The organism is Neisseria sp. (assembly GCF_030530745.1).
Lineage (GTDB): Bacteria > Pseudomonadota > Gammaproteobacteria > Burkholderiales > Neisseriaceae > Neisseria.
In genome coordinates this window covers 93,422-116,784 of the sequence record NZ_JAUMUI010000003.1, presented here as the reverse complement: position 1 = coordinate 116,784, position 23,363 = coordinate 93,422, and the positions used below count along the sequence as shown (strand labels likewise).

Here is a 23,363-nt window from a genome sequence, read left to right as displayed (position 1 = left end):
CGCCATATCACGCCAACCCCGCCATTTGAAGCGGCTATTTTATGATTTATCAACGAAATTTTATCAAAGAACTTTCTTTCACCGCCGTGGGCATTTTCGTGGTGCTGCTGGCGGTGTTGGTGTCCACACAGGCCGTCAACCTGCTTGGGCGCGCCGCCGACGGCCGCGTGGCGATTGACGCCGTGGCCGCGCTGGTGGGCTTTTGGGTTATCGGCATGACGCCGCTCTTGTTGGTGCTCACCGCCTATATCAGCACGCTCACCGTGCTGACCCGTTATTGGCGCGACAGCGAAATGTCGGTTTGGCTCTCGTGCGGGCTGGCGCTGAAACAATGGATACGCCCCGTGTTGCAGTTTGCCGTGCCGTTCGCCCTGCTGATTGCGGTGATGCAGCTTTTTGTGATGCCGTGGGCGGAGCTGCGCAGCCGCGAATATTCTGAAATTCTGAAGCAGAAGCAAGAGCTCTCGTTGGTTGAGGCGGGCGAATTCCGCGCGCTGGGCAAGCGCGGCGGACGTGTGTATTTCGTAGAAACCTTCGATACGGATTCAGGCATTATGAAAAACCTGTTTTTGCGTGAAACCGACAGTAAAGGCAACGACAACATCGTTTTCGCCGAAGAAGGCACGTTTTCCCTGAAAGACAACAAACGCACGCTGGAGCTGAGCAACGGCTACCGTTACAGCGGCAAGCCCGGCCGGGCCGACTATAACCAAGTGTCGTTCGAACATCTGAGCCTGATTATCAGCACCACGCCGAAAATCGTCGATCCGATTTCACACCGCCGCACCATTCCCACCGAAAAACTTTTCGGCAGCAGCAACCCGCAACACCGGGCCGAGCTGATGTGGCGGCTGTCGCTGCCTGTCAGCGTGCTGCTGTTGAGCATACTCGCCGTGCCGCTTTCCTATTTCAACCCGCGCACGGGACACACCTATAATATCCTCATCGCCATCGGCATGTATCTGGTTTACCAAAACGGCCTTACCTTTCTGCGCAATGCGGTGGAAGGCGGCAAACTAAATTTCTGGCTCGGTATGCTGCCCATGCACATCTTGATTGCCGCCGTCGCCGTTATCCTGCTGCGCGTGCGCAGCATGCCTGCACAGCCTTTCTGGCGCGCAGTAAAACTCAGCTTGAAAGGCGGTGCCGGATGAAGCTGGTTACCCGCTACCTTATCCGCCAGCTCAGCGTGATGGCGGTTTATGCACTGCTTGCCTTTCTGGCGCTTTACAGTTTTTTCGACATCATCAATGAAGTGGGCGATCTCGGCAAAGGCAGCTATAACGGCACCAAAATGATGCAGTATGTGCTGATGCAGATGCCCGCCCGCGCTTACGACCTGATGCCGCTGGCCGTGCTGATCGGCGGCCTGATTGCCTTGAGCCAGCTCGCTTCGGGCAGCGAAATCACGGTAATGAAAACCAGCGGCATGAGCACCGGGAAGCTGATTGCCGTCTTGCTGCGTTTCGGCCTGATTTTCGCCGTTGCCACCGCCGTCTTGGGCGAATGGCTGGCGCCGTCGCTGAGCCAAAGCGCCGAAAACATGAAAGCCACCGCTACCAGCGGCCGCATCAGCACGGGTGCGCAGGGCTTGTGGCTGAAAGAGCAGAACAACATTATCAACGTGCGCGAAATGCTGCCCGACCATACCCTGTTGGGCGTGAAAGTGTGGCGGCACAACGAAGCCTTCCAACTGGCCGAAGCGGTGGAAGCGGAATCCGCAACGCTGAACACAGATAACAGCTGGCAGCTGAAAAACGTGCGCCGCAGCCTGCTTGACGGCGAAGCGGTGCGCACCGAAACACAGGCCGAACAAAACTGGCCGGTCAGGCTGCAACGCGGCCTGCTGGACGTGTTGCTGGTGAAGCCGGAACAAATGTCGGTGTCCGAATTAACCACTTATATAGGCCATCTGAAAAACAACCGGCAGCAAACCAAGCTCTACGAAATCGCTTGGTGGCGCAAACTGATGTATCCCGTCGCCGCCTTGGTGATGGCGTTGGTGGCGCTGGCGTTTACCCCGCAAAACACCCGACGCGGCAATATGGGCTTGAAACTGTTCGGCGGCATCTGTTTGGGTTTGGCATTCCATTTTGCAGGCCGGTTGTTCAGTTTTACCGGGCAGCTTTACGGAATCCCGCCGTTTGCAGCCGCCGTGCTGCCGACAGTTCTGTTTGCCGTTTTGGGCGTGTATCTGATACGCAAACAGGAAAAACGTTAAACATTGCCGGCCGCAAAGTTTAGGCCGTCTGAAAACTAATTTTTATATTTCATGGGTTTGTTAAAAAGTGATTTATCAGGCCGAAAAAATGCTTGCACAAGCTTCGGGATTTTGGTTTAATTACGCCTTCGCAAGACGGTACGGGTGATTAGCTCAGTTGGTAGAGCGTCTGCCTTACAAGCAGAATGTCGGCGGTTCGACTCCGTCATCACCCACCAAGTTTTCTGCGCGGAGTGGTAGTTCAGTTGGTTAGAATACCGGCCTGTCACGCCGGGGGTCGCGGGTTCGAGCCCCGTCCACTCCGCCAAACCTTTAAAGAAAAAAGCACCGCTTAAAACCGGTGCTTTTTTCTTTGCCTGCTTTTTCAGAATCAGCTTTCTGGCTAAACGCCTTAAACTTTTATTATGATGCCCCCTTAAAGCCAAAGGCCGTCTGAAATGTTTTCAGACGGCCTTGCCGGAAAGTTACCGTATACCGGTACCCACGCGGCTGATGTCGCCGAAATTCATCCAAATAAAAAATGCTTTACCTACAATCAGCTTGTCGCTCACAAAACCCCAATAACGGGAATCTTCGCTGTTGTCGCGGTTGTCGCCCATCATAAAATAATGGCCTTCAGGCACGGTGCAGCGGAACCATGAGCCGTCTTCGGCGTATTCGCAGCTTTGGCGGTGGGCAAAGTCGGGGCGCACGCCCTGCGGCAGAAAGCTGGGCTGGCCGGGAATTTTGAGCACTTCGAATTGGTGCGAACCTATGGTTTCTTTGAATGCTTGGGCTTCAATGGTAATCAGACCGTATTGCGGCGTATTTTCGCGGTAGCTTTGAATGCCGGCAGAGCGGTCTTCAACAACCTGGCCGTTGATGCTCAAAACCTTGTTGCTGTATTCGACAACGTCGCCCGGCAGCCCTACCGCGCGTTTGATGTAGTTGATTCTGGTATCTTCGGGGTAGTTGAACACTACTACATCACCGCGCTCCACCTCTCCGGTGGAAATCAGCACATTATTGATAATCGGCGTGCGGATGCCGTAGGAAAATTTATTAACCAGAATAAAGTCGCCCACCACCAACCCCGGCCGCATGGAGCTCGACGGGATTTGAAACGGTTCGGCCACAAAAGTACGCAGCACGAATACCGCCAGGATAATCGGGAAAAACCCGCTCATATAGTCGGTGAAATGGTTGCTGTCGCCGGTCGGGTTCTTTTTCAGACGGCCTTTGTGGACAAACCACACGATGCCGGTAAACAGCACGAAAACCAGTAAAACGGCGGTGAAGCTCATAAAGGCCGACAATAAGCCGAACACGCCCACCATCATCAGCAGATAGCCCCATTGCAGGCCGCCGCTCCATTCGCCGCCTTCTTCGCGCGACTTACTGCTTTTCACATATAAAACCAGGCCGGCAAGCAAAGCGGCCACTGCACCCCAAATCAAAGTGTTGTTCATTATTTGTCCCCAACCTGCAGAATCGCCAGAAATGCGCTCTGCGGAATTTCCACATTACCTACCTGCTTCATGCGGCGTTTGCCGGCTTTTTGTTTTTCCAAGAGTTTTTTCTTGCGGGTAATATCGCCGCCGTAGCATTTTGCCAATACGTTTTTGCGCAGGGCCTTTACGGTTTCACGGGCGATAATCTGGCTGCCGATGGCGGCCTGCACGGCAATGTCGAACATTTGGCGCGGAATCAGTTCGCGCATTTTCGCCGCCAGCTCGCGGCCGCGGAACACGGCGTTGGAACGGTGCACGATCAGGCTTAGGGCGTCGACTTTTTCGCCGTTCACCATAATGTCGAGTTTGATCAAATCGGCGGCCTGGAATTCTTTAAATTCGTAATCCAGCGAAGCATAGCCGCGGGAGGTGGATTTGAGTTTGTCGAAAAAGTCCATCACCACTTCGTTCATGGGCAAATCGTAGGTGAGCATCACCTGCCGGCCCATATACTGCATGTTTTTCTGCACGCCGCGCTTTTGGCTGCACAGCGTCATCACTGCGCCCACATATTCCTGCGGCACCAGAATGGTGGCGGTGATAACCGGTTCGAAAATGGTGTCGATGCTGCCTGCGTCGGGCAGTTTCGACGGGTTTTCCACCTCGATTTTTTCGCCGTTTTTCAGCAGCACCTCATACACCACCGTCGGCGCGGTGGTGATTAAGTCCATATCGAACTCGCGCTCCAAACGCTCCTGCACGATTTCCAGATGCAGCAGCCCCAAAAAGCCGCAGCGGAAGCCGAAGCCCAACGCCTGCGACACCTCCGGCTCGAATTTCAGCGAGGCATCGTTTAATTGCAGTTTTTCCAGCGCGTCGCGCAGGGCTTCGTAGTCGTGGCTTTCCACCGGATAAAGCCCCGCAAACACCTGCGACTGCACCTCTTGGAACCCCGGCAGTGCGGTCTGTGCGGGGTTGGCCGCCAGTGTTACTGTGTCGCCCACCTTGGCGGCGTTCAGCTCTTTGATGCCGGTAATCAGAAAGCCAACTTCGCCGGCTTTCAATTCGGGTTTGGGCAGTGATTTCGGGGTAAATACACCCAGCTGTTCGGCCTGCGTTTCGGCCTTGGTGCTCATAAACAGCAGTTTGTCTTTCAGTTTCAGACGGCCTTGTTTGATGCGGACAAGCATCACTACGCCCACATAATTATCAAACCACGAATCGATAATCATGGCTTGCAGCGGTGCGTTTTCATCGCCTTCGGGCGCGGGGATTTTTGCCACGATTTCTTCGAGCACGTCTTCCACGCCCATACCGCTTTTGGCAGAGCACTGCACTGCGTCTGCGGCGTCGATGCCGATGATGTCTTCGATTTCTTGCGCCACACGGTCGGGATCGGCTGCGGGCAGGTCGATTTTGTTTAAAACGGGCACCACTTCCACGCCCAAATCAATGGCGGTGTAGCAGTTGGCCACGGTTTGCGCTTCCACGCCCTGCGAAGCGTCTACCACCAAGAGCGCACCTTCGCAGGCGGAAAGCGAGCGGGAGACTTCGTAAGAAAAATCAACGTGTCCGGGGGTGTCGATTAAGTTGAGCAGGTAGGTTTCGCCGTTTCTCGCTTTATAGTTGAGGGCGGCGGTTTGTGCTTTGATGGTGATGCCGCGTTCTTTTTCGATATCCATGGAATCCAGCACCTGCGTGCTCATTTCACGCATTTCCAAACCGCCGCAATATTGGATAAAGCGGTCGGCGAGGGTGGATTTGCCGTGGTCGATGTGGGCGATAATTGAAAAATTTCTGATGTTTTTCATTGGGTTGGATATGCCGGTTGTTATTCTTGAGAGGCCGTCTGAAAAAGGTTTGCCCGGTCGGGCAAAACAAAAACCAAATAGTTGTGTATTTTAGCCGAAAAATGCGGTTTCGGCTAATTTCAGACGGCTTGTTTCCGAGATTGGAAACGGTGGGCGCCTGAAACGGTAGGTTCGGCAACGGGGGGCGCGGGCGGATCTGCCCGCACTGTGTTTTTCCAGACGGCTCCGAATATTGAAAATCCGATTAGAAACATTATATTGGGAGCTGTTGGTAAATTTGTTGAGGTTGGATCATGAAAACGTTTTTCCGTGCCGCCACTGCGGTATTGTTATTGCTGCTGGCCGTTGCCGCCGGCTGGTGGCACGGGCTTCACAAACAGCCGCAGCAGGCGGCGCAGCAGCAAGTGCTCACGCGCGAGGGCGTGCTCACGCAAATCCAAAACCTCAACCGCTTGGAGAGCACGGCGTTCCACATCGACACCATTGTGAAAACCGAAAAGAAAGGCAATTGGTATGCGCTGTGGCAAGACGCGCAAACCGGGCTGTTTATGGCGCAAGGCAGGGTGCTGGCGGGTTTGGATTTAAACAAACTCACCGCCGACAATGTGAACGTGGTTGACGGCAAAGTGATTATCAGCCTGCCGCCGGTGGAAATTTTAGACGTGAACCTCGACAATATCGAAGTGTACGACATCAAAACCGGTTCGCTCGGCCTGCACCCCATTGATAAAAGCGTGTTTGCCGCCGTGCAGGAACAGGCGAAAAAACAAGTGTTGGCAAGCGCCTGTAAAGCAGATATTCTTGAACACGCGCAGATTCAGGCGCAGCGCCGGCTCGAAACGCTGTTTGCACTCGCGCAAACCAACGTGTCAATCTACCCCTCCGCTTTGCCGCCGTGCAAAGTTTGATTTTTCAAATATGAAAGGAAAGTTATGGCCCAAGTAACCCTGCAAGGCAACCCCGTCGAAGTGGGCGGCGTGTTTTTACAACAAGGGCAGAGCGCACCCGATTTCAGCCTGACCGCAGGCGATTTGTCGGAAAAAGCATTGGCCGACTTTGCCGGCAAGCGCAAAATCCTCAATATTTTCCCCAGCGTCGATACCGGCGTGTGTGCGCAATCCGTGCGCACTTTCAACGAAAAAGCAGCCGGCTTGGATAACGCTGTGGTGTTGTGTGTTTCCGCCGACCTGCCGTTCGCCCAAGCGCGTTTCTGCGGCGCGGAAGGCATCGGTAACGTGGTGATGCTGTCCGCTTTCCGCAGCAGTTTCGCCCGCGATTACGGCGTGGCCGTCGACAGCGGCGCACTCAAAGGGCTGACCGCCCGTTCGGTGGTGGTGCTGGACGAAAACAACCGGGTTCTGCATAGCGAACTGGTGGGCGAAATCGCCAACGAACCGGATTACGCTGCTGCTTTGGCTGCGTTGTGATGCGGTTTTAGATTCAGATGTAACAAGCAGGCCGTCTGAAAATTTCAGACGGCCTGAAATCTTCATTAAAATCCAATTGTTTAGTTAATGACGGAAGATTTTCATGCCGCAAGAAACCAACGCCGATTTAAATCATGCCGCCGCCGATGCCGCGATTGAACTATTGCAGCGGCACGCACCCGAAGAGGCCGCTACCGCCTCACCGTATGTGCGCAAACTGTTTGAAGCGCTTTCAGACGGCCACACCTTTATTTGGTTAAACGATGCCGACGTGGCGGCTTTGCGGCAGATTCCGGGCATAGCGGGCGGCAGCGGGATGCCGCTGATACTCTCGGGCAAACGGCTGTTTCTCGGCAGAATGTGGCAGCTCGAGCGCGACTTGGCGCGGGAAATCGTGCGCCTGACAGCGGCGGCGGCAGAGCCTGTTGACCAGATGCAGGCCGGGCAGAATCTGGCGCAATGGTTTGCCGGTGCAAACAGCGAAGGCCAGCGCGATGCCGCCGCATTGGCCCTGCTGCAACCGCTTATCTTAATCAGCGGCGGGCCGGGTACGGGCAAAACCACCACCGTGGCCAAACTGCTGGGGCTGTTGTGCGGCAACGGCGGCAGGCTGCCACGCATCGCGCTGGCCGCACCCACGGGCAAGGCCGCTGCCCATATGGCGCGGGCGCTGCACCATGCCGCCGGCACTTTCGGGCTGCCCGACACAGTCCGCCGCTATCTGCTGCAACTCGAAGGCCAAACCGTACACCGCCTGTTGAAACTGCGTCCGCCGCAGATGCGGCCCGCCTTCCACCGCGAGCAGCCGCTGCCGCTGGATGTGCTGGTTATCGACGAAGCCTCAATGCTCGACCTGGCTCTGATGCTGCAACTGCTGCGCGCCGTGCCTTCAGGTTGCCGCGTCATTCTGCTGGGCGACGAAAACCAACTGCCCTCGGTGGGGGCTGGCGCGGTTTTGGCCGAACTGGCGCAGGAAACCCGGTTAAACACGGCAACCGCGCAAGAGCTGTCGGCCATGCTGCCCCGGCACGGTTTCAAAGTTACCGGCAACCCGCCGCCCTTGTCGGCAAATACCGCCCGCCTGCACTTCAGCCACCGCTTCGGCGCCGACAGTGGTATCGGCTGCCTGGCACGCGCCATTGTGGCGGGAGATGCGGAAAACGCATGGGCGCAGTTTGCCCGTTTCCCCGACGCGCTCGGCGTGCGCGAAGGCAGCCTCAAACAACAGGCCGAAGCCTTTTACGGACAACAGGCCGCCTATTGGCAGGCGGTGGCTGCGGGCGATTCCGAACAGGCGTTCCGCCGCCAAACCGATACCGTGGTGCTGGCGGCCCGGCGCGAAGATGCTGCCGCATTCAACGAAGCCTACCGCCGCTGCCTGCAACGGCAGGGCTTGGCGCGCGCCGATGCGCCGTGGTTCGCCGGGCAGGTGGTGATGGTGTCGCGCAACGATTACGCGCTTGATTTATTCAACGGCGACATCGGTTTGATTCTGCCCGACCGCAGCCGCCCCGGTACGCTGGCCGCCTATTTCCCCGCCGCAGGCGGGCAGCGCGCCGTGCCGTTAAGCCGCCTGCCCGCCCACGAAACCGCATTCGCCATCACCGTGCACAAAAGCCAGGGGTCGGAATACGGCGAAGTGTGGCTGCTGCCGCCTTCCACCCCCGACGGCAGCCGGCACGGCCTGAACCGCGCCATGCTCTACACCGCCGTTACCCGCGCCCGCGAACGGTTTGTATTCTGGGGCGGCCGCACCGCTTTTCAGACGGCCTGCACCACACAGGAAAACCGCCGCAGCGCATTGCGGGAAATGATTGCCGAAGAAACGGAAAAACAGGCCGGAACTCCGGCATAATCCATGCCGTCGTTTTAAACCCCTCCTCGGTTTTAATCACGGCCATCACGCTACTGAAGATACAAAATCCATACCGGTTTCGGGTTACAATACGGGCCGTCTGAAAAAACAAATATTGAAGCCGCCATGCAATATCTGATTGTGAAACACAGCCATATGCTGTTTGTGGCCGTTACTGTGCTGCTGTTCAACCTGCGTTTCTGGCTGCGCGCCGCCAGGCCCGGAGAACCGCTGTCGAAAATTTTGAAAATCATCCCCCATTTCAACGATACGCTGCTGCTGTTTACCGGATTGTGGCTGATGAAAATCACCCGTTTCACTCCCTTCGGCAATGCAGGCTGGCTGGGTGTGAAACTGTTGCTGCTGCTGGCCTATATCGGTTTCGGCATGATGACCGTGCGCGCCGAGCCGAGAACCGGCAGGGCATGGGCGGGCTATGCCTTGTCGATGCTGTGCGTGGCGGCGATGGTTTATCTGGCGCGTTACAAACCGTTTTAACAAGGCCGTCTGAAAAATTATGCCTGCACCTTTAACCGACACTGCCGTAATCGCCCTGGGCAGCAATCTGAAAAACCCCGCGCGGCAGATAAAAAACGCCTTACAAATCATTGCCGAACACCCGCAGATTGAACTGCGGCGCGTATCTTCGCTCTATACCACTGCGCCTGTGGGCTACACTGACCAGCCCGACTTCGTTAACGCTGTCTGCACCGTATCCACCAACTTGGGCGGATCCGGTCTGCTGGCCGTGTTAAACGGCATAGAACAAGACTTCGGGCGCGAGCGCAGTTTCCGCAATGCCCCGCGTACGCTCGATTTGGATATTATCGACTACAACGGGGAATCCAGCAGAGACCCGCACCTCACCCTGCCGCACCCGCGCGCCCACGAGCGCAGTTTCGTGATGCGCCCGCTGGCCGAAATCGCCCCCGATTTCCGCATAGGCAGCCACGGCCGCGCGGCGGATTTGGCGGAACAATTGGGCAGCGGCGGCATCGCCGTAACCGAAGCCGTCCCCGTTTTTTCAGACGGCCTTGGCAGTCAGGCCGTCTGAACCGCCGCCCGAACAGGCAGACAAACAACCGACCACCACAGAAAGACCACCCATCATGCACCACCGTTATATCGTAGTAGAAGGCTCCATCGGCAGCGGCAAATCCGAGCTGAGCCGCCGTTTGGCAGAATATTTCGATGCCCTGCACTTAACCGAAAGCCCCGAGCGCAATCCCTTTTTGGAGCAGTTCTACCTCAACGCCGCCAACCACGGCTTGGCCACCGAGCTGTATTTTCTGATGCGCCGCGCCGAAGCGGTGGAGCTGATTAACACCGAAGAAGAAAAAAACGAGCGCATTATCGCCGATTTCCTGCTTGAAAAAGACCAGATTTTCGTGCCGGTGGTGCTCAAAGGCAGCGATCCTGCCAACGAACAAACCCTGTTTTGGCAGATGAAGCGCAAAATTATGCCCGAATACCCCGTGCCCGATTTGGTGATCTATTTGCAGACATCCGACGAAAACGCCCAAAAACGCCTGCAAAAGCGGCACGGCAACATGATGAACGTTTTCCCGCCCGGCTATTTGGGGCAGATTCAAGACGAATACCGCCGTTTTTTCCACCTCTATCAAAACTCGCCGCTGTTGATCGCCAATGCCGACGAGTTGGACTTCATCAACAACGACGACCACTTCGAAATGCTGCTGCGCGCCATGAGCGATATGCAGGGCAGCCGCCATTATCTGAACTTGAGCGAAGTGTAGATTGCCGGCTTGGGTGGGGCAAAATAACAGGCCGTCTGAAATATTTTTCAGACGGCCTGTTTACAATACCATCAAACGCTTAGGCAAATACCAGCTTATTGCCGTCGGCTTTCACATGAATCTCGCTGTCGGGCCGGTAAGCGCCTTCCAACAGTTTGACCGACAACGGGTTTTCGATTTCCGCCTGAATCGCGCGTTTGAGCGGGCGGGCGCCGTACACGGGGTCGAAACCGGCTTGGGCGATCACATCGAGCGCGGCATCGTCGACGCTTAGGCGCAGGTTCATGGCTTCGAGGCGTTTTCTCAAGCCTTCAAGTTGGATTTTGGCGATGTTGCGGATATTGGCTTGGTCGAGGCCGTGGAACACCACCACTTCGTCGATGCGGTTGATCATTTCGGGGCGGAAATGTTCTTTCACGTCTTCCATCACCACTTCTTTTACCGCTTCGTAATCGCTTGTGCCGAGTTTCTGAATGTGCTGGCTGCCGATGTTGGAAGTCATCACAATCACGGTGTTTTTGAAATCCACTGTGCGGCCCTGGCCGTCGGTGAGGCGGCCGTCGTCGAGCACTTGCAGCAGGATGTTGAACACGTCGGGGTGGGCTTTTTCCACTTCGTCGAGCAGAATCACGCTGTATGGCTTGCGGCGCACCTGTTCGGTGAGGTAGCCGCCCTCTTCGTAGCCCACATAACCCGGGGGCGCGCCGATTAAGCGGGCGACGGCGTGTTTTTCCATGTATTCCGACATATCGATGCGGATTAAATGGTCTTCGCTGTCAAACAGGAAATTGGCCAGCGCTTTGCACAATTCGGTTTTGCCCACGCCGGTGGGGCCTAAAAACAGGAAGCTGCCGTAAGGTTTTCCAGGGTCGGCCAAGCCGCTGCGGCTGCGGCGGATGGCGTTGGACACGGCGCGCACGGCCTGGTTTTGGCCGACCACGCGTTTGTGCAGCACTTCTTCCATTTTCAACAACTTATCGCGTTCGCCTTCCATCATTTTGGCCACGGGAATGCCGGTCATGCGCGAAACGATTTCGGCCACTTCGTCGGCCCCCACTTTGGTGCGGAACAGTTTGTTGGCCTGCTTTTGGCCGTCTGAAAGGCTTTCCACTTGGGCAAGCTGTTGGGTCAGCTTGGGCAGTTCGCCGTATTCCAATTCGGATGCGCGCGCAAAATCGCCTTGGCGTTTGGCCTGCTCGATTTTCACCTTGATTTCGTCGATTTGTTTTTTGATGTCGGCGGTGCCGGCGGAAGAGGCTTTTTCGGCTTTCCAGATTTCGTCTAGATCGGCGTATTCTTTTTGCAGGCCGCCGATTTCTTCGTCGATTAACTCCAAACGTTTTTTGCTGGCATCGTCGCTTTCTTTCTCAACGTGCATTTTTTCCATTTTCAATTGGATGATGCGGCGGTCGAGTTTGTCCATCTGCTCGGGCTTGGAATCCAGCTCCATTTTGATGCGGCTGGCGGCTTCGTCGATTAGATCAATCGCTTTGTCGGGCAGGAAGCGGTCGGTGATGTAGCGGTTGCTCAACTCCGCCGCGGCAACAATCGCCGGGTCGGTGATGTCGATGCCGTGGTGGATTTCGTAACGCTCCTGCAAACCGCGCAGAATGGCGATGGTGTCTTCCACACTCGGCTCGCCTACCAAAACCTTTTGGAAACGGCGTTCCAGCGCGGCATCTTTTTCGATGTATTGGCGGTATTCGTCGAGCGTGGTCGCGCCGATGCAGTGCAGCTCGCCGCGCGCCAGCGCAGGTTTGAGCATATTGCCCGCGTCCATTGCGCCGTCGGTTTTGCCCGCGCCCACCAAAGTGTGGATTTCATCAATGAAAATCAGCGTGTTGCCGTCGTCTTTCGCCAGATCGTTCAATACGGCTTTTAAACGTTCTTCAAACTCGCCGCGGTATTTGGCGCCGGCAATCAGCGCGGCCAAATCAAGCACCAGCAAGCGCTTGTTGCGCAGGCTCTCGGGCACTTCGCCATTCACAATGCGTTGTGCCAAGCCTTCGACAATGGCGGTTTTACCTACGCCGGGTTCGCCGATGAGTACGGGGTTGTTTTTGGTGCGGCGCTGCAAAACCTGAATGGCGCGGCGGATTTCGTCGTCGCGGCCGATAACGGGGTCGAGCTTGCCTTCGCGGGCGCGCCGGGTTAAATCGAGCGTGTATTTTTTCAGGGCTTCGCGTTGGTCTTCTGCATTGGGGTTGTCCACCGCCGCGCCGCCGCGCACCGCATCGATGGCGGCGTTGATGTTTTGCTCGGTGGCACCGGCGTTTTTCAGGATTTTGCCGGTGGTATCGTTTTGCTGAACCAGCGCCAGCGGGAACAGTTCGCTGGCAATATAGGCGTCGCCGCGCTTCATGGCGGCTTTGTCCATCAGGTTCAATACGGCCTGCAATTCGCGGCCGGGCAGGATTTCCCCGCCCTGGCCGGATACTTTCGGCAGGCTGTTTAAGGTTTGCTGCACCTGCTGTTTCACTTGAGCCACGTTCACACCGGCGTGGGCGAGCAGGGCGGTGATGCCGCTGTCGTCATCCAGCAGGGCTTTGAGCACGTGGCCGGCTTCTAGGTAGCCGTTGTCGGCAGCCAGCGCCAGGCTTTGGCCGTCGGCAAGGGCTTGTTGGAATTTTGCGGTAAGTTTGTCGAATCTCATCTGTTTGCCTTTTATCAGATATGGTTTTTGAATGCAGGCTATATGGGTTTGGTTGTGGATAAGTCAAGAAAAAACTGCTTTTTATTGCAGCTGTTTTATTCAATATTCTGTTTTTGTTTGATTATTTTATTTAGTTTGTGGGTAAGTTCGGGTTGAGTGCTTGTTTGAGGCCGTCTGAAAAATAAGTAGGCCGAAGCGGAAAGCAGAAAGGGAAGAATTAAATTCTTCCCTTTGGATTGAGGGTTAATATTTGAACAGTTTTCGGATAAGAACTGCAGCAGTTAAGCTTGTTCCTAGCTGCCAGTAAAACATATCTCTATCAGGAAACAAGTATTTTAACCCTATTATTATGGTAATAAATGATAATAGAATAACAAAAAAGAATAGAAAATCTTTTTTCATTTATTTAAAAATAAGGACTTCCAATTGCAGTGGTGGCGGCACTACCTCCGAATGAGACAGCTGCTGTCTTTGCGGCAGAACGAATACCGTTCACAGGACTTGCTGCGCCAGTAAGCCCCCCCAGTGCTACGGCTCCTAAAAATCTATTGGGATCTTTGCCGCCTCCGGCAAGATAGCCGTATCCGGCTCCGTATGCTCCTGCTGCCGCACCTAACGCATTGGCAACCCAGCCGCCGGATACATGTTGGATTTCATTTGCATTTAAAGTTCTCATAATAAAACTCCTAATGATAGTTTGATAAATCAAGAACTCCGCCGTCGGCGTGAATTCTATAGGTGGGATTCGTTTTTATTGATATAGTTTTTATAATTTTGTTTTAGTTTTTTTTTTTTTTTTTTGTTAATTTTTGTGCGATCGGAATGGATTATTTGAGAAATATGTTTTTGAGCTAATACATGGAAATATCCGCCCGACGTACGGCGGCAATAAAATATCCCGGTATTTGCCTGTATAATGCAGGGGTTTTCAGGCGGCCTGTACCGGTTTTAAAAAGATGATTATTTTGAAAATCTTCGGAACAGAAAAACAAGGATAACGGCCTGTGTGAATAAGTATAAAAAATAACGGCCCGGAACATGTTCTATGTTATTTATTATGACATACTGATGAAAAGTGAAAATAATCCAACCGGAAATCAAACAGGTTATTCTATAAAACCTGTTTTTGATTATATGGTTGGCAAATCCGAAGCAAAGCATAAAAGCTGTAGCCAATATTGCTGCATAATAAAGCATTCTTCCTCCCATTGGAGGCCAATCGGCATAAATTAAGTTTCAAACGGCATTAAAGCAGCATTTTAGTTATAAGAACACTGCCTGTAAAATTTACAGGCAGTGTTATTTTTAGATATTCAGTTAATGATGAATATTAAAAATTTTAGAAACTAGATAGCCGACGATAATGGCTGCTCCAGTTTGTGCTAAAAATGTAAGCAGTAAATTATGATGGATACGCTTCATGACAAAAATATAAAAAATATAAAGGCCAAGTACTATTGCTCCAAATAGAATCATCTGTAATATGCTTAGGCCGATAAATAAAGGTTCATATAGCATATCCCACATACTTGTATCCTAATTTTTTGACAGGTGTGTATTTACAGCCCCACTGACTATTCCGCTGGCAATTGCAGTAGCACCGGATGCAATGCCTCTCACAGGACTGAGTGCTCCTCCCGCTGCCCCTGCAATAACGGCATTGCGAAATCCATCAGGATCTTTACCGCCGCCGGCCAAATAGCCGTATCCACTGGCATAACCTCCCAATACAGCTCCTGCAGCATGTGCGACAACCCAGCCGCCGGATACATTTTGGATTTCATTGTACACAACGAAGCAGGTTATTTGTCAAACTTACGAAACAGAAAAATAAAAGCAACCAACTGGGCAAACAAGTATAAAAAATAAATAGATATTTGCTTGAAGTTGTAATCATCTATGGTTTTTTGTAAAAAATAAGAATGTAAACCGAACAACACCCATCCTAAAATTAAAAAAACAATCCTATAAAATTTATTTTTGACGCAATAATTGGCAAACCCGAAACAAAGCATAAAGCAAGTTGCTAAAAAAGCCATGATAATCATATTAAAATATTTGTTTTTGATGGAATTGGAGGCATGTTATGATTTTCCATAACATGCCTAATACATACTGAAAACACCGTATTTATCTGATACGGGTACTTGTTCCAGTATTACCAATATAGGTTGTTGCACCTGTCAGCGCAGTACTACTTCCGAAAGTTGCAATGGCACTGCCAACGCCTCTTATCGGGTTAACTGCTCCACCTATTGCTCCAGCACCAATTGCTGCCAAATGTGCATTTCTGTTATATGTGCCACTTGCAATCGCACCGCCTAGGTACCCAAAGTGTCCTCCTATTCCTCCTGCAATACCACCAACAGCATTAAGTACCAAGCCACCAGACACATAGTTCAATTCATTTGCATTTAAAGTTCTCATAATAAAACTCCTAATGATAGTTTGATAATTCAAGAATTCCGCCGTCGGCGTGAATTCTATAGGTGGGATTCGTTTTTATTGATATAGTTTTTATAATTTTGTTTTAGTTTTTTTTTTTTTTTTGTTAATTTTTGTGCAATCAGAATGGGTTTTTTGAGAAATATGTTTTTGGGTTAATACATGGAAATATCCGCCCGCCGCACGGCGGCAATAAAATATCCCGGTATTTGCCTGTATAATGAGAGATTTTCAGGCGGCCTCTGCCGCCGTTTTAAGCCCGTTTGCAAAGAGATAAAGAAAGCTGTCATGACCAGAAAACGCGTTTTAACCGGGGTAACCACCACCGGCATCCCCCATTTGGGCAATTATGTCGGCGCCATCCGCCCCGCCGTGCGTGCCGCGCAGAATCCCGGCACCGAATCCTATCTGTTTCTTGCCGACTACCACGGCATTATCAAGTGCCATGATCCGGCGGTGATTCACGTGTCCACCCAAGCCGTTGCCGCCACTTGGCTGGCCTGCGGACTTGACCCCGAGCGCACCACGTTTTACCGCCAGAGCGATATTCCCGAAATCATGGAATTAAACTGGATACTCACCTGCATCACCGCCAAAGGGCTGATGAACCGCGCCCATGCCTATAAAGCCGCGGTGCAGGAAAATCTGGACAAAGGGCAGGAAGACCAAGACCACCAAATCGAGATGGGCTTATACAGTTACCCGATTCTGATGAGCGCCGATATTCTGATGTTTCAGGCAAACGAAGTGCCGGTGGGGCGCGACCAGATCCAGCATGTCGAGATGGCGCGCGACATCGCCGGCCGCTTCAACCACCGCTTTAAAGAAGTATTTACCCTGCCGGAAGTGAAAATCGACGAAAACGTCGAGCTGTTGGCGGGTTTGGACGGCCGTAAAATGAGCAAAAGCTACGGCAACACCATTCCGCTGTGGGAAAACGACAAGAAAACCCAAAAATCGGTGAACAAAATCATCACCAACCTCAAAGAGCCGGGCGAGCCGAAGCAGCCTGGCGAAAGCCCGCTGTTCGAGATATACAAAGCCTTCGCCACGCCGCAGGAAACCGCTGATTTTACACAAATGCTGGCCGAAGGGCTGGCTTGGGGCGAAGCAAAAAAACTGCTGGCGGCGAAAATCAACGCCGAATTGGCCGAACCGCGCGAACGCTATGCCGCGCTCACCGCCAACCCCGCGCAAATCGAAGAGGTTTTGCAGGCAGGTGCGGCCAAAGCCCGAAAAGAAGCCCGCGTGCTGCTCGACCAAGTGCGCGATGCAGTGGGGATACGCGCTCTGAAATAAACGCGGGTGTCCGCACACCGGTGGGCTATAGCGGATTAACTCACTCCGCTACGGCATTGCAGCGCCTTAACTCAAAGAGAATGATTTTGTAGGCCGCTGAAACGGCAACAGAACCGGTTTCGTGCTACTTGTACAGCCTGCGGTTTTGCCGCCTTGCCCTCTTTAAATTTAAAGCCACTATATTCCACGACACCCGGGTGCTGCGTGAGACTTTGAAGTGCTCTGCAGCGGGCTGTTTATACGTTCAGACGGCCTTTTCCCGCTTTTGTTTGTTTCTGTTATCATCTGCCGTTTGCAAATTGTTTTAACCGCCAAAAAGGATTAAGCATGAAAGTCGCCATCGTCGATTACGGCATGGGTAATCTGCATTCGGTGCTCAAATCGGTGCAGGCTGCGCAAAAGCTGGCGGATGTGGACGCGCAAATCGTGCTCACCGACCGCCCCGAAGAAGTGTTTGCCGCCGATAAAGTGGTGTTTCCGGGGCAGGGCGCCATGCCCGACTGCATGGCCGCGCTGCAACGCAGCGGCTTGGGCGAGGCGGTTTCAGACGGCCTGAAAAACAAGCCTTTTTTCGGTATCTGCGTGGGCGCACAACTGCTGTTCGACCACAGCGAAGAGGGCGATACCGCCGGTTTGGGTTGGTTTGCGGGCGACGTGAAACGTTTTGCCGCCAACCGCCTTGATGCGGAGGGCAACAAACTCAAAGTGCCGCATATGGGCTGGAACACCGTGCATCAAACGCAGGCGCATCCGCTGTTTCAAGATGTGCCCCAAAACACTCGTTTCTATTTTGTGCACAGCTACTATTTCGCCCCCGCCGACAACAACATCGTGTTCGGCACCAGCGAATATCCGAACGAATTTGCCTGCATCGTGGGCAAAGACAACGTGTTTGCCACCCAGTTCCACACCGAAAAAAGCCATGACGGCGGCCTGCTGCTGCTGCGTAATTTTCTCCGCTGGAACGGTTAAAATTGTGTAAAATACAGCCTTTTCAGACGGCATCGGGGCCGTCTGAAAGCATGAAAAATACCAGGAAATAAAATGCTGCTGATTCCCGCAATCGATTTGAAAGAAGGCCGCTGCGTGCGCCTGAAGCAGGGCCTGATGGACCAGGCCACCGTGTTTTCCGACAACCCGGCCGAAACCGCGCTGCACTGGTTCAAACAAGGCGCGCGCCGCCTTCATTTGGTGGATTTGGACGGCGCCTTCGCCGGCAAACCGAAAAACCTCGAAGCCATCGGCGGCATTTTGAGCGAAGTGGCCAAAGAGATTCCCGTTCAGCTGGGCGGCGGTATCCGTGATTTGCACACCATCGAAAAATACCTTGATTTGGGGCTGACCGATGTGATTATCGGCACCGCCGCCGTGAAAAATCCCGGATTCGTGCGCGAAGCCTGCAAAGAATTCGCGGGGCACATCATCGTGGGTTTGGATGCCAAAGAGGGCATGGTTGCCATCGACGGCTGGGCAACCGTTACCGAACACCATGTGATTGATTTGAGCAAACGCTTTGAAGATGACGGCGTCAACAGTATCATCTACACCGACATCGGCCGCGACGGCATGATGAGCGGCGTAAACATCGAGGCCACCGTCAAACTGGCCGAAGCCGTGCGCATTCCCGTGATTGCCTCGGGCGGGCTGACCGATTTGAACGATATCCGCGCCCTGTGCGCCGTAGAAAAAAGCGGCGTGGCCGGCGCTATCACCGGCCGGGCGGTTTACGAAGGCAGCATTGATTTTGCCGAAGCGCAAAAACTGGCCGATTCGCTTGCGGGGCAATAAACAAAGGCCGTCCGAAACGGCTGCCGCAATTTTGCAGGAAATTTAAAATATTTCAAAAACAGATTGTTATTTTATTAAAAGGGGTAGAACCATGTTTCAGGCATTTGTTTTGGGCTTTTGGACGCTGTGGTCGTCCGACCGAGATATCCATGCCGTCAGCGAAGGGCTGGCCTTCACCATTATCAGTATATTAATCAGCATGGGCATGGATTTCGCGCTGCCGCAAATCGATGCGCAGTGGTGCGCGGTGATGGGCATTTTGTGGGCTTACGCGGCATTGGTGTTTGCCGTCGTCAATCGCGCTGCCGGCAGTTTTATGAGCACCATGGTGATGGCCGCCATAGGCGCAGTCGGCTATTACCAGCTTTTCGAACGGCTGCCCGGCTGGGTGGCGGGTTTGGCGGTTTGAGAAACCGCACCAACCAGGGCCGTCTGAAAACACCCGTGCCGTTTTTTCAGACGGCCTGTTTCGGGAAACACAACATGGCATTAGCAAAACGCATCATCCCCTGTTTGGATGTCGATAACGGCCGCGTGGTCAAAGGCGTGAATTTCGTCGGCCTGCGCGATGCGGGCAACCCCGTCGATGTGGCCAAACGCTACAACGACGAAGGTGCCGACGAATTGACCTTTCTCGACATCACTGCCAGCAGCGACAACCGCGACACCATTCTGCACGTTATCGAAGATGTGGCCTCGCAGGTGTTTATCCCGCTGACCGTCGGCGGCGGCGTGCGCAGCGTGGCCGACGTGCGCTGCCTGCTCAACGCCGGCGCCGACAAAGCCAGCATCAACACCTCCGCCGTTACCAACCCCGATTTGGTTAACGAAGCGGCCGGTTTTTTCGGTTCGCAGGCGATTGTGGTGGCGATAGACGCCAAAGCCGTCAACCCCGAAAACACCCGCTGGGAGGTGTTTACCCACGGCGGCCGCAAACCCACCGGCATTGATGCGGTGGAATGGGCGAAAAACATGCAGGCACGCGGCGCGGGCGAAATCCTGCTCACCAGCATGGACAGGGACGGCACCAAAGCCGGCTTCAACCTGCCGCTCACCCGCGCCGTTTCCGAGGCGGTGGATATTCCCGTGATTGCTTCCGGCGGCGTGGGCAACGTGCAGCACCTGATCGACGGCGTGAAAGAAGGCAAAGCCGATGCGGTGCTGGCGGCCAGCATTTTCCACTTCGGCGAAGTGGGCATACACGAAGCCAAACTGGCTATGCGCGCAGCCGGTATCGAAGTGCGCTTGTAAGCCTTAGGGCGTGTAGTCGACCGCGTTGCGGCGGCATTTTTGGTTAAAATCCTGACTACACTCCTTAAAAAAAACATCGTCAAACGTATTTATTTAAGGCCGTCTGAAAACGGTTTCTGCAACATATTTGCAACCGCAAAACCGATATTCAAACCGCTGCAATCTTTCAGACGGCCTGCAACCGATTCAGAAAAAGGATAACAACCATGCCAGCCTACCGCTCCAAAACCTCCACCCACGGCCGCAATATGGCCGGCGCCCGCGCATTGTGGCGCGCCACCGGCGTGGCCGACGAAGATTTCGGCAAGCCGATTATCGCCATCGCCAACTCGTTCACACAATTCGTGCCCGGCCATGTGCACCTGCACGACTTGGGCCAAATGGTTGCCCGCGAAATTGAGAAAGCGGGCGGCTTGGCTAAAGAATTCAACACCATCGCGGTGGACGACGGCATTGCCATGGGCCACGGCGGTATGCTCTACAGCCTGCCCAGCCGAGATTTGATTGCCGATTCGGTGGAATATATGGTGAATGCCCACTGCGCCGATGCGCTGGTGTGTATTTCCAACTGCGACAAAATCACCCCGGGCATGCTGATGGCGGCGATGCGCCTGAACATCCCCACCGTGTTTGTTTCCGGCGGCCCGATGGAGGCGGGCAAAGTGATCGGCGTGGCCAATATCGTTGATGAACGCAAGCTCGATTTGGTGGACGCCATGGTGGATGCCGCCAACGATCAGGTTTCCGACGAAGAAGTGGCGGCGGTGGAACGCTCTGCCTGCCCCACCTGCGGCTCGTGCTCGGGCATGTTTACCGCCAACTCAATGAACTGCCTCACAGAAGCACTGGGGCTGTCGCTGCCGGGCAACGGCTCGCTCTTGGCCACCCATGCAGGGCGCAAAGGGCTGTTTCTGGAAGCAGGCCGTCTGATTGTGGAAATCACCAAACGCTATTACGAACAAGACGACGTGAGCGTGCTGCCGCGCAGCATCGCCACTAAAGCCGCCTTTGAAAACGCCATGAGCCTTGATGTGGCAATGGGCGGTTCTACCAACACCGTGCTGCACTTGCTGGCTGCCGCCAATGAAGCCGAAGTGGATTTCAAAATGGCCGATATCGACCGCATCAGCCGCCAAGTGCCGTGCCTGTGCAAAGTCGCCCCCGCCACCCAGAAATACCACATGGAAGACGTGCACCGCGCCGGTGGCGTGATGGGCATTTTGGCCGAACTCGACCGCGCCGGCTGCCTGCAAACCGATGTCTCCACCGTACACGCGCCCACGCTGAAACACGCGCTGGCACAATGGGACGTGATGAATCCCGCCAACGAAGCGGCGCACACGCGTTACAAAGCCGCGCCCGGCGGCGTGCGCACTACGCAAGCCTTTTCGCAAAACCGCCAGTGGCCGAGCTTGGATTTAGACCGCGAAAACGGCTGCATCCGCAGTAAAGAACACGCCTACTCACAAGACGGCGGCTTGGCGGTGCTGTTCGGCAACATCGCCGAACGCGGCTGCGTGGTAAAAACCGCCGGCGTGGACGACAGCATTTTGAAATTCACCGGTCGCGCCCGCGTGTTTGAAAGCCAAGACGCTGCTGTGGCAGGCATTTTGGACAACCAAATCGTCGCCGGCGACATTGTCATTATCCGCTACGAAGGCCCCAAAGGCGGCCCGGGCATGCAGGAAATGCTCTATCCCACAAGCTACCTGAAATCGAAAGGCTTGGGCAAAGCCTGCGCCTTGCTCACCGACGGCCGTTTTTCAGGCGGCACTTCCGGTTTGAGCATCGGCCACGTTTCCCCCGAAGCGGCAGAAGGCGGCGCCATCGGCTTGGTGCGCGAGGGCGATACCGTCGAAATCGATATCCCCAACCGCAGCATCCGCCTAGCCGTATCCGACGAAGAGTTGGCCGGCCGCCGCGCCGAAATGGAAGCGCGGGGCGCAAAAGCATGGCAACCCGAAAACCGCGACCGCCGCATTTCTGCCGCCCTGCGCGCCTATGCCGCGATGACCACTTCCGCCGACACCGGCGCCGTGCGCGATGTGAGCCAGGTGGAGCGCGGATAACCGCAAAAATATAATTGAAAAACGGGCGTACCTTCAGAGGGTACGCCCGTTTTTTGATTCGGACGGGAAAACATTTAACTTTGAAGCAGATGTTATGATAACCGGAAAAGCTTTGTATTCAGAAACGTGCGATATCGGGCGTGTTCACGCAAACATCGGCGTTTTGTGCGCGCTGTCGCAGCGCGTGGTCGATCAGCACCAGTGCGAGCATGGCTTCGGCAATGGGGGCGGCGCGCAGGCCCACGCAGGGATCGTGGCGGCCGTGGGTGGCGATTTCGACGCTGTTGCCGTCGATGTCGATGCTGCGGCGCGGGGTGGCGATGGAGCTGGTGGGTTTGATGGCGAAATTGGCGGTGATGGCCTGGCCGGTGGAAATGCCGCCTAAAATGCCGCCTGCGTGGTTGGAGGCGAAGCCTTCGGGCGTGAGTTCGTCGCCGTGATAGCTGCCGCGTTGCGCCACCACGTCGAAGCCGTCGCCAATTTCCACGCCTTTCACGGCGTTGATGCTCATCAGGGCACGGGCGATGTCGGCATCGAGGCGGTCGAACACGGGTTCGCCCAAGCCCACGGGCACGTTGCGCGCTTCGATGTGCAGTTTCGCGCCCACGGAATCCAGTGATTTGCGCACGCTGTCCATATAGGCTTCGAGTTCGGCGGTTTGACTTTGATTGGCGGCGAAAAACGGGTTTTGCCCAATCCATTCTTCGCCCTCAAATGCGATTTCCACTTCGCCCACTTGGGTTACCCAGCAGATGATTTGTGTGCCGAATGTTTCGTTTAGCCATTTTTTCGCTACCGCACCGGCAGCCACGCGGGCGGCGGTTTCGCGGGCGGAAGAGCGGCCGCCGCCGCGGTAGTCGCGCGTGCCGTATTTGTGCCAGTAGGTGTAGTCGGCATGGCCGGGGCGGAATTGGCGGGCGATGTTGCCGTAGTCTTTGCTGCGCTGGTCGGTGTTGCGGATTAACAGTGCGATGGGGGTGCCGGTGGTTTTGCCTTCGAACACGCCGGATAGGATTTCCACTTCGTCGGCCTCGCGCCGCTGGGTAACGTGGCGGCTGGTGCCGGGTTTGCGGCGGTCGAGGTCTGCCTGGATGTCGGCTTCGCTTAAGGCCAGACCCGGTGGGCAGCCGTCGATGATGCAGCCTAAGGCGGGGCCGTGGCTTTCGCCGAAGGTGGTTACGGTAAAGAGTTGTCCGAAAGTGTTGCCTGCCATGGTGTTTTGCTTCTGGAAAAGATTGGGGAACGGGCGGCCAGTTTAGCATAAAGGCCGTTTGAACGGTTTTGGGGTATAGCTGATGTGTTGAAACATTAAAGCGGAAAATTTATATTTAACGCTGTGAGGCCGTCTGAAAGTTTC

General features: G+C 54.6%; 21 protein-coding genes and 2 tRNA genes. 16 read left to right on the top strand and 7 right to left on the bottom strand.

Annotation, left to right across the window (positions count from 1 at the left end):
• The first annotated feature begins 41 nt into the window (after positions 1 to 41).
• The 4 genes from lptF to Q3970_RS02295 all read left to right on the top strand — a co-directional run bounded on the left by lptF (position 42) and on the right by Q3970_RS02295 (position 2,528).
• Positions 42 to 1,154, top strand: coding sequence for an LPS export ABC transporter permease LptF (gene lptF / locus Q3970_RS02310; protein ID WP_303098991.1), 1,113 nt, complete (start codon positions 42 to 44; stop codon positions 1,152 to 1,154).
• Complete coding sequence (lptG, locus tag Q3970_RS02305; protein WP_303098990.1) at positions 1,151 to 2,221, top strand: LPS export ABC transporter permease LptG; 1,071 nt, start codon at positions 1,151 to 1,153, stop codon at positions 2,219 to 2,221. The genes lptF and lptG overlap by 4 nt, the downstream gene beginning before the upstream one ends.
• A 142-nt stretch (positions 2,222 to 2,363) precedes the next feature.
• A tRNA-Val gene (locus tag Q3970_RS02300) sits at positions 2,364 to 2,439 on the top strand.
• 12 nt (positions 2,440 to 2,451) lie between these two features.
• Positions 2,452 to 2,528, top strand: a tRNA-Asp gene (locus tag Q3970_RS02295).
• Between the two features lie 157 nt (positions 2,529 to 2,685).
• On the opposite strand, the gene lepB is transcribed toward Q3970_RS02295, so the two are convergent.
• Together lepB and lepA are read right to left on the bottom strand one after the other, a co-directional pair.
• The gene (gene lepB / locus Q3970_RS02290; RefSeq protein ID WP_303098989.1) at positions 2,686 to 3,669 is read right to left on the bottom strand and encodes a signal peptidase I; all 984 of its coding nucleotides are present in this window, start codon (positions 3,667 to 3,669) and stop codon (positions 2,686 to 2,688) included.
• The gene (gene lepA / locus Q3970_RS02285; protein ID WP_303098988.1) at positions 3,669 to 5,462 is read right to left on the bottom strand and encodes a translation elongation factor 4; all 1,794 of its coding nucleotides are present in this window, start codon (positions 5,460 to 5,462) and stop codon (positions 3,669 to 3,671) included. The genes lepB and lepA overlap by 1 nt, the downstream gene beginning before the upstream one ends.
• A 293-nt stretch (positions 5,463 to 5,755) precedes the next feature.
• Here lepA and Q3970_RS02280 point away from each other — a divergent pair, with 293 nt between their 5' ends.
• From Q3970_RS02280 to Q3970_RS02255, 6 genes are all read left to right on the top strand, one after another.
• The gene (locus Q3970_RS02280) at positions 5,756 to 6,370 is read left to right on the top strand and encodes a DUF4230 domain-containing protein (protein ID WP_303098987.1); all 615 of its coding nucleotides are present in this window, start codon (positions 5,756 to 5,758) and stop codon (positions 6,368 to 6,370) included.
• 24 nt (positions 6,371 to 6,394) lie between these two features.
• On the top strand, positions 6,395 to 6,889 hold the full coding sequence (gene tpx / locus Q3970_RS02275; RefSeq protein ID WP_303098986.1) for a thiol peroxidase: 495 nt from the start codon (positions 6,395 to 6,397) through the stop codon (positions 6,887 to 6,889).
• Positions 6,890 to 6,992: 103 nt separating this feature from the next.
• Complete coding sequence (recD, locus tag Q3970_RS02270) at positions 6,993 to 8,744, top strand: exodeoxyribonuclease V subunit alpha (RefSeq protein ID WP_303098985.1); 1,752 nt, start codon at positions 6,993 to 6,995, stop codon at positions 8,742 to 8,744.
• A gap of 126 nt (positions 8,745 to 8,870) precedes the next feature.
• Positions 8,871 to 9,242, top strand: coding sequence for a SirB2 family protein (locus Q3970_RS02265; protein WP_303098984.1), 372 nt, complete (start codon positions 8,871 to 8,873; stop codon positions 9,240 to 9,242).
• A gap of 19 nt (positions 9,243 to 9,261) precedes the next feature.
• Positions 9,262 to 9,798: a 2-amino-4-hydroxy-6-hydroxymethyldihydropteridine diphosphokinase gene (folK, locus tag Q3970_RS02260; protein WP_303098983.1), complete on the top strand. Its 537-nt coding sequence runs from the start codon at positions 9,262 to 9,264 to the stop codon at positions 9,796 to 9,798.
• Between the two features lie 55 nt (positions 9,799 to 9,853).
• Positions 9,854 to 10,501: a deoxynucleoside kinase gene (locus Q3970_RS02255; RefSeq protein WP_085366228.1), complete on the top strand. Its 648-nt coding sequence runs from the start codon at positions 9,854 to 9,856 to the stop codon at positions 10,499 to 10,501.
• Positions 10,502 to 10,580: 79 nt separating this feature from the next.
• On the opposite strand, the gene clpB is transcribed toward Q3970_RS02255, so the two are convergent.
• The 4 genes from clpB to Q3970_RS02235 form a co-directional block, all read right to left on the bottom strand.
• The gene (gene clpB / locus Q3970_RS02250; protein ID WP_303098982.1) at positions 10,581 to 13,154 is read right to left on the bottom strand and encodes an ATP-dependent chaperone ClpB; all 2,574 of its coding nucleotides are present in this window, start codon (positions 13,152 to 13,154) and stop codon (positions 10,581 to 10,583) included.
• Positions 13,155 to 13,560: 406 nt separating this feature from the next.
• Positions 13,561 to 13,863 (bottom strand): hypothetical protein, encoded by a 303-nt coding sequence (locus tag Q3970_RS02245; RefSeq protein WP_303098981.1) that lies wholly within the window; start codon positions 13,861 to 13,863, stop codon positions 13,561 to 13,563.
• A 608-nt stretch (positions 13,864 to 14,471) separates the two neighbouring features.
• Positions 14,472 to 14,681, bottom strand: a complete 210-nt coding sequence (locus Q3970_RS02240) for a hypothetical protein (RefSeq protein WP_303098980.1) — start codon at positions 14,679 to 14,681, stop codon at positions 14,472 to 14,474.
• Between the two features lie 603 nt (positions 14,682 to 15,284).
• Positions 15,285 to 15,614, bottom strand: a complete 330-nt coding sequence (locus Q3970_RS02235) for a hypothetical protein (RefSeq protein WP_303098979.1) — start codon at positions 15,612 to 15,614, stop codon at positions 15,285 to 15,287.
• 273 nt (positions 15,615 to 15,887) lie between these two features.
• Here Q3970_RS02235 and trpS point away from each other — a divergent pair, with 273 nt between their 5' ends.
• From trpS to ilvD, 6 genes are all read left to right on the top strand, one after another.
• A complete protein-coding gene (gene trpS / locus Q3970_RS02230) occupies positions 15,888 to 16,898 on the top strand; it encodes a tryptophan--tRNA ligase (protein ID WP_303098978.1) in 1,011 nt (336 codons plus the stop codon).
• Positions 16,899 to 17,225: 327 nt separating this feature from the next.
• Positions 17,226 to 17,870: an imidazole glycerol phosphate synthase subunit HisH gene (gene hisH / locus Q3970_RS02225; protein WP_303098977.1), complete on the top strand. Its 645-nt coding sequence runs from the start codon at positions 17,226 to 17,228 to the stop codon at positions 17,868 to 17,870.
• 72 nt (positions 17,871 to 17,942) lie between these two features.
• On the top strand, positions 17,943 to 18,686 hold the full coding sequence (gene hisA, locus Q3970_RS02220) for a 1-(5-phosphoribosyl)-5-[(5-phosphoribosylamino)methylideneamino]imidazole-4-carboxamide isomerase (RefSeq protein WP_303098976.1): 744 nt from the start codon (positions 17,943 to 17,945) through the stop codon (positions 18,684 to 18,686).
• A 91-nt stretch (positions 18,687 to 18,777) separates the two neighbouring features.
• A complete protein-coding gene (locus Q3970_RS02215; protein ID WP_303098975.1) occupies positions 18,778 to 19,095 on the top strand; it encodes a multidrug transporter MatE in 318 nt (105 codons plus the stop codon).
• A 74-nt stretch (positions 19,096 to 19,169) separates the two neighbouring features.
• The gene (gene hisF, locus Q3970_RS02210) at positions 19,170 to 19,937 is read left to right on the top strand and encodes an imidazole glycerol phosphate synthase subunit HisF (protein ID WP_303098974.1); all 768 of its coding nucleotides are present in this window, start codon (positions 19,170 to 19,172) and stop codon (positions 19,935 to 19,937) included.
• A gap of 206 nt (positions 19,938 to 20,143) precedes the next feature.
• The gene (gene ilvD / locus Q3970_RS02205) at positions 20,144 to 22,006 is read left to right on the top strand and encodes a dihydroxy-acid dehydratase (protein WP_303098973.1); all 1,863 of its coding nucleotides are present in this window, start codon (positions 20,144 to 20,146) and stop codon (positions 22,004 to 22,006) included.
• Between the two features lie 118 nt (positions 22,007 to 22,124).
• Here ilvD and aroC read toward each other — a convergent pair whose 3' ends face one another.
• Positions 22,125 to 23,219: a chorismate synthase gene (gene aroC, locus Q3970_RS02200; RefSeq protein ID WP_303098972.1), complete on the bottom strand. Its 1,095-nt coding sequence runs from the start codon at positions 23,217 to 23,219 to the stop codon at positions 22,125 to 22,127.
• Between the last annotated feature and the right edge of the window lie 144 nt (positions 23,220 to 23,363).

Coding starts and splice junctions, on each gene's coding strand:
- lptF (WP_303098991.1), top strand. CDS start 42: ATGATTTATCAACGAAATTTTATCAAAGAACTTTCTTTCACCGCCGTG.
- lptG (WP_303098990.1), top strand. CDS start 1,151: ATGAAGCTGGTTACCCGCTACCTTATCCGCCAGCTCAGCGTGATGGCG.
- lepB (WP_303098989.1), bottom strand. CDS start 3,669: ATGAACAACACTTTGATTTGGGGTGCAGTGGCCGCTTTGCTTGCCGGC.
- lepA (WP_303098988.1), bottom strand. CDS start 5,462: ATGAAAAACATCAGAAATTTTTCAATTATCGCCCACATCGACCACGGC.
- Q3970_RS02280 (WP_303098987.1), top strand. CDS start 5,756: ATGAAAACGTTTTTCCGTGCCGCCACTGCGGTATTGTTATTGCTGCTG.
- tpx (WP_303098986.1), top strand. CDS start 6,395: ATGGCCCAAGTAACCCTGCAAGGCAACCCCGTCGAAGTGGGCGGCGTG.
- recD (WP_303098985.1), top strand. CDS start 6,993: ATGCCGCAAGAAACCAACGCCGATTTAAATCATGCCGCCGCCGATGCC.
- Q3970_RS02265 (WP_303098984.1), top strand. CDS start 8,871: ATGCAATATCTGATTGTGAAACACAGCCATATGCTGTTTGTGGCCGTT.
- folK (WP_303098983.1), top strand. CDS start 9,262: ATGCCTGCACCTTTAACCGACACTGCCGTAATCGCCCTGGGCAGCAAT.
- Q3970_RS02255 (WP_085366228.1), top strand. CDS start 9,854: ATGCACCACCGTTATATCGTAGTAGAAGGCTCCATCGGCAGCGGCAAA.
- clpB (WP_303098982.1), bottom strand. CDS start 13,154: ATGAGATTCGACAAACTTACCGCAAAATTCCAACAAGCCCTTGCCGAC.
- Q3970_RS02240 (WP_303098980.1), bottom strand. CDS start 14,681: ATGTGGGATATGCTATATGAACCTTTATTTATCGGCCTAAGCATATTA.
- trpS (WP_303098978.1), top strand. CDS start 15,888: ATGACCAGAAAACGCGTTTTAACCGGGGTAACCACCACCGGCATCCCC.
- hisH (WP_303098977.1), top strand. CDS start 17,226: ATGAAAGTCGCCATCGTCGATTACGGCATGGGTAATCTGCATTCGGTG.
- hisA (WP_303098976.1), top strand. CDS start 17,943: ATGCTGCTGATTCCCGCAATCGATTTGAAAGAAGGCCGCTGCGTGCGC.
- Q3970_RS02215 (WP_303098975.1), top strand. CDS start 18,778: ATGTTTCAGGCATTTGTTTTGGGCTTTTGGACGCTGTGGTCGTCCGAC.
- hisF (WP_303098974.1), top strand. CDS start 19,170: ATGGCATTAGCAAAACGCATCATCCCCTGTTTGGATGTCGATAACGGC.
- ilvD (WP_303098973.1), top strand. CDS start 20,144: ATGCCAGCCTACCGCTCCAAAACCTCCACCCACGGCCGCAATATGGCC.
- aroC (WP_303098972.1), bottom strand. CDS start 23,219: ATGGCAGGCAACACTTTCGGACAACTCTTTACCGTAACCACCTTCGGC.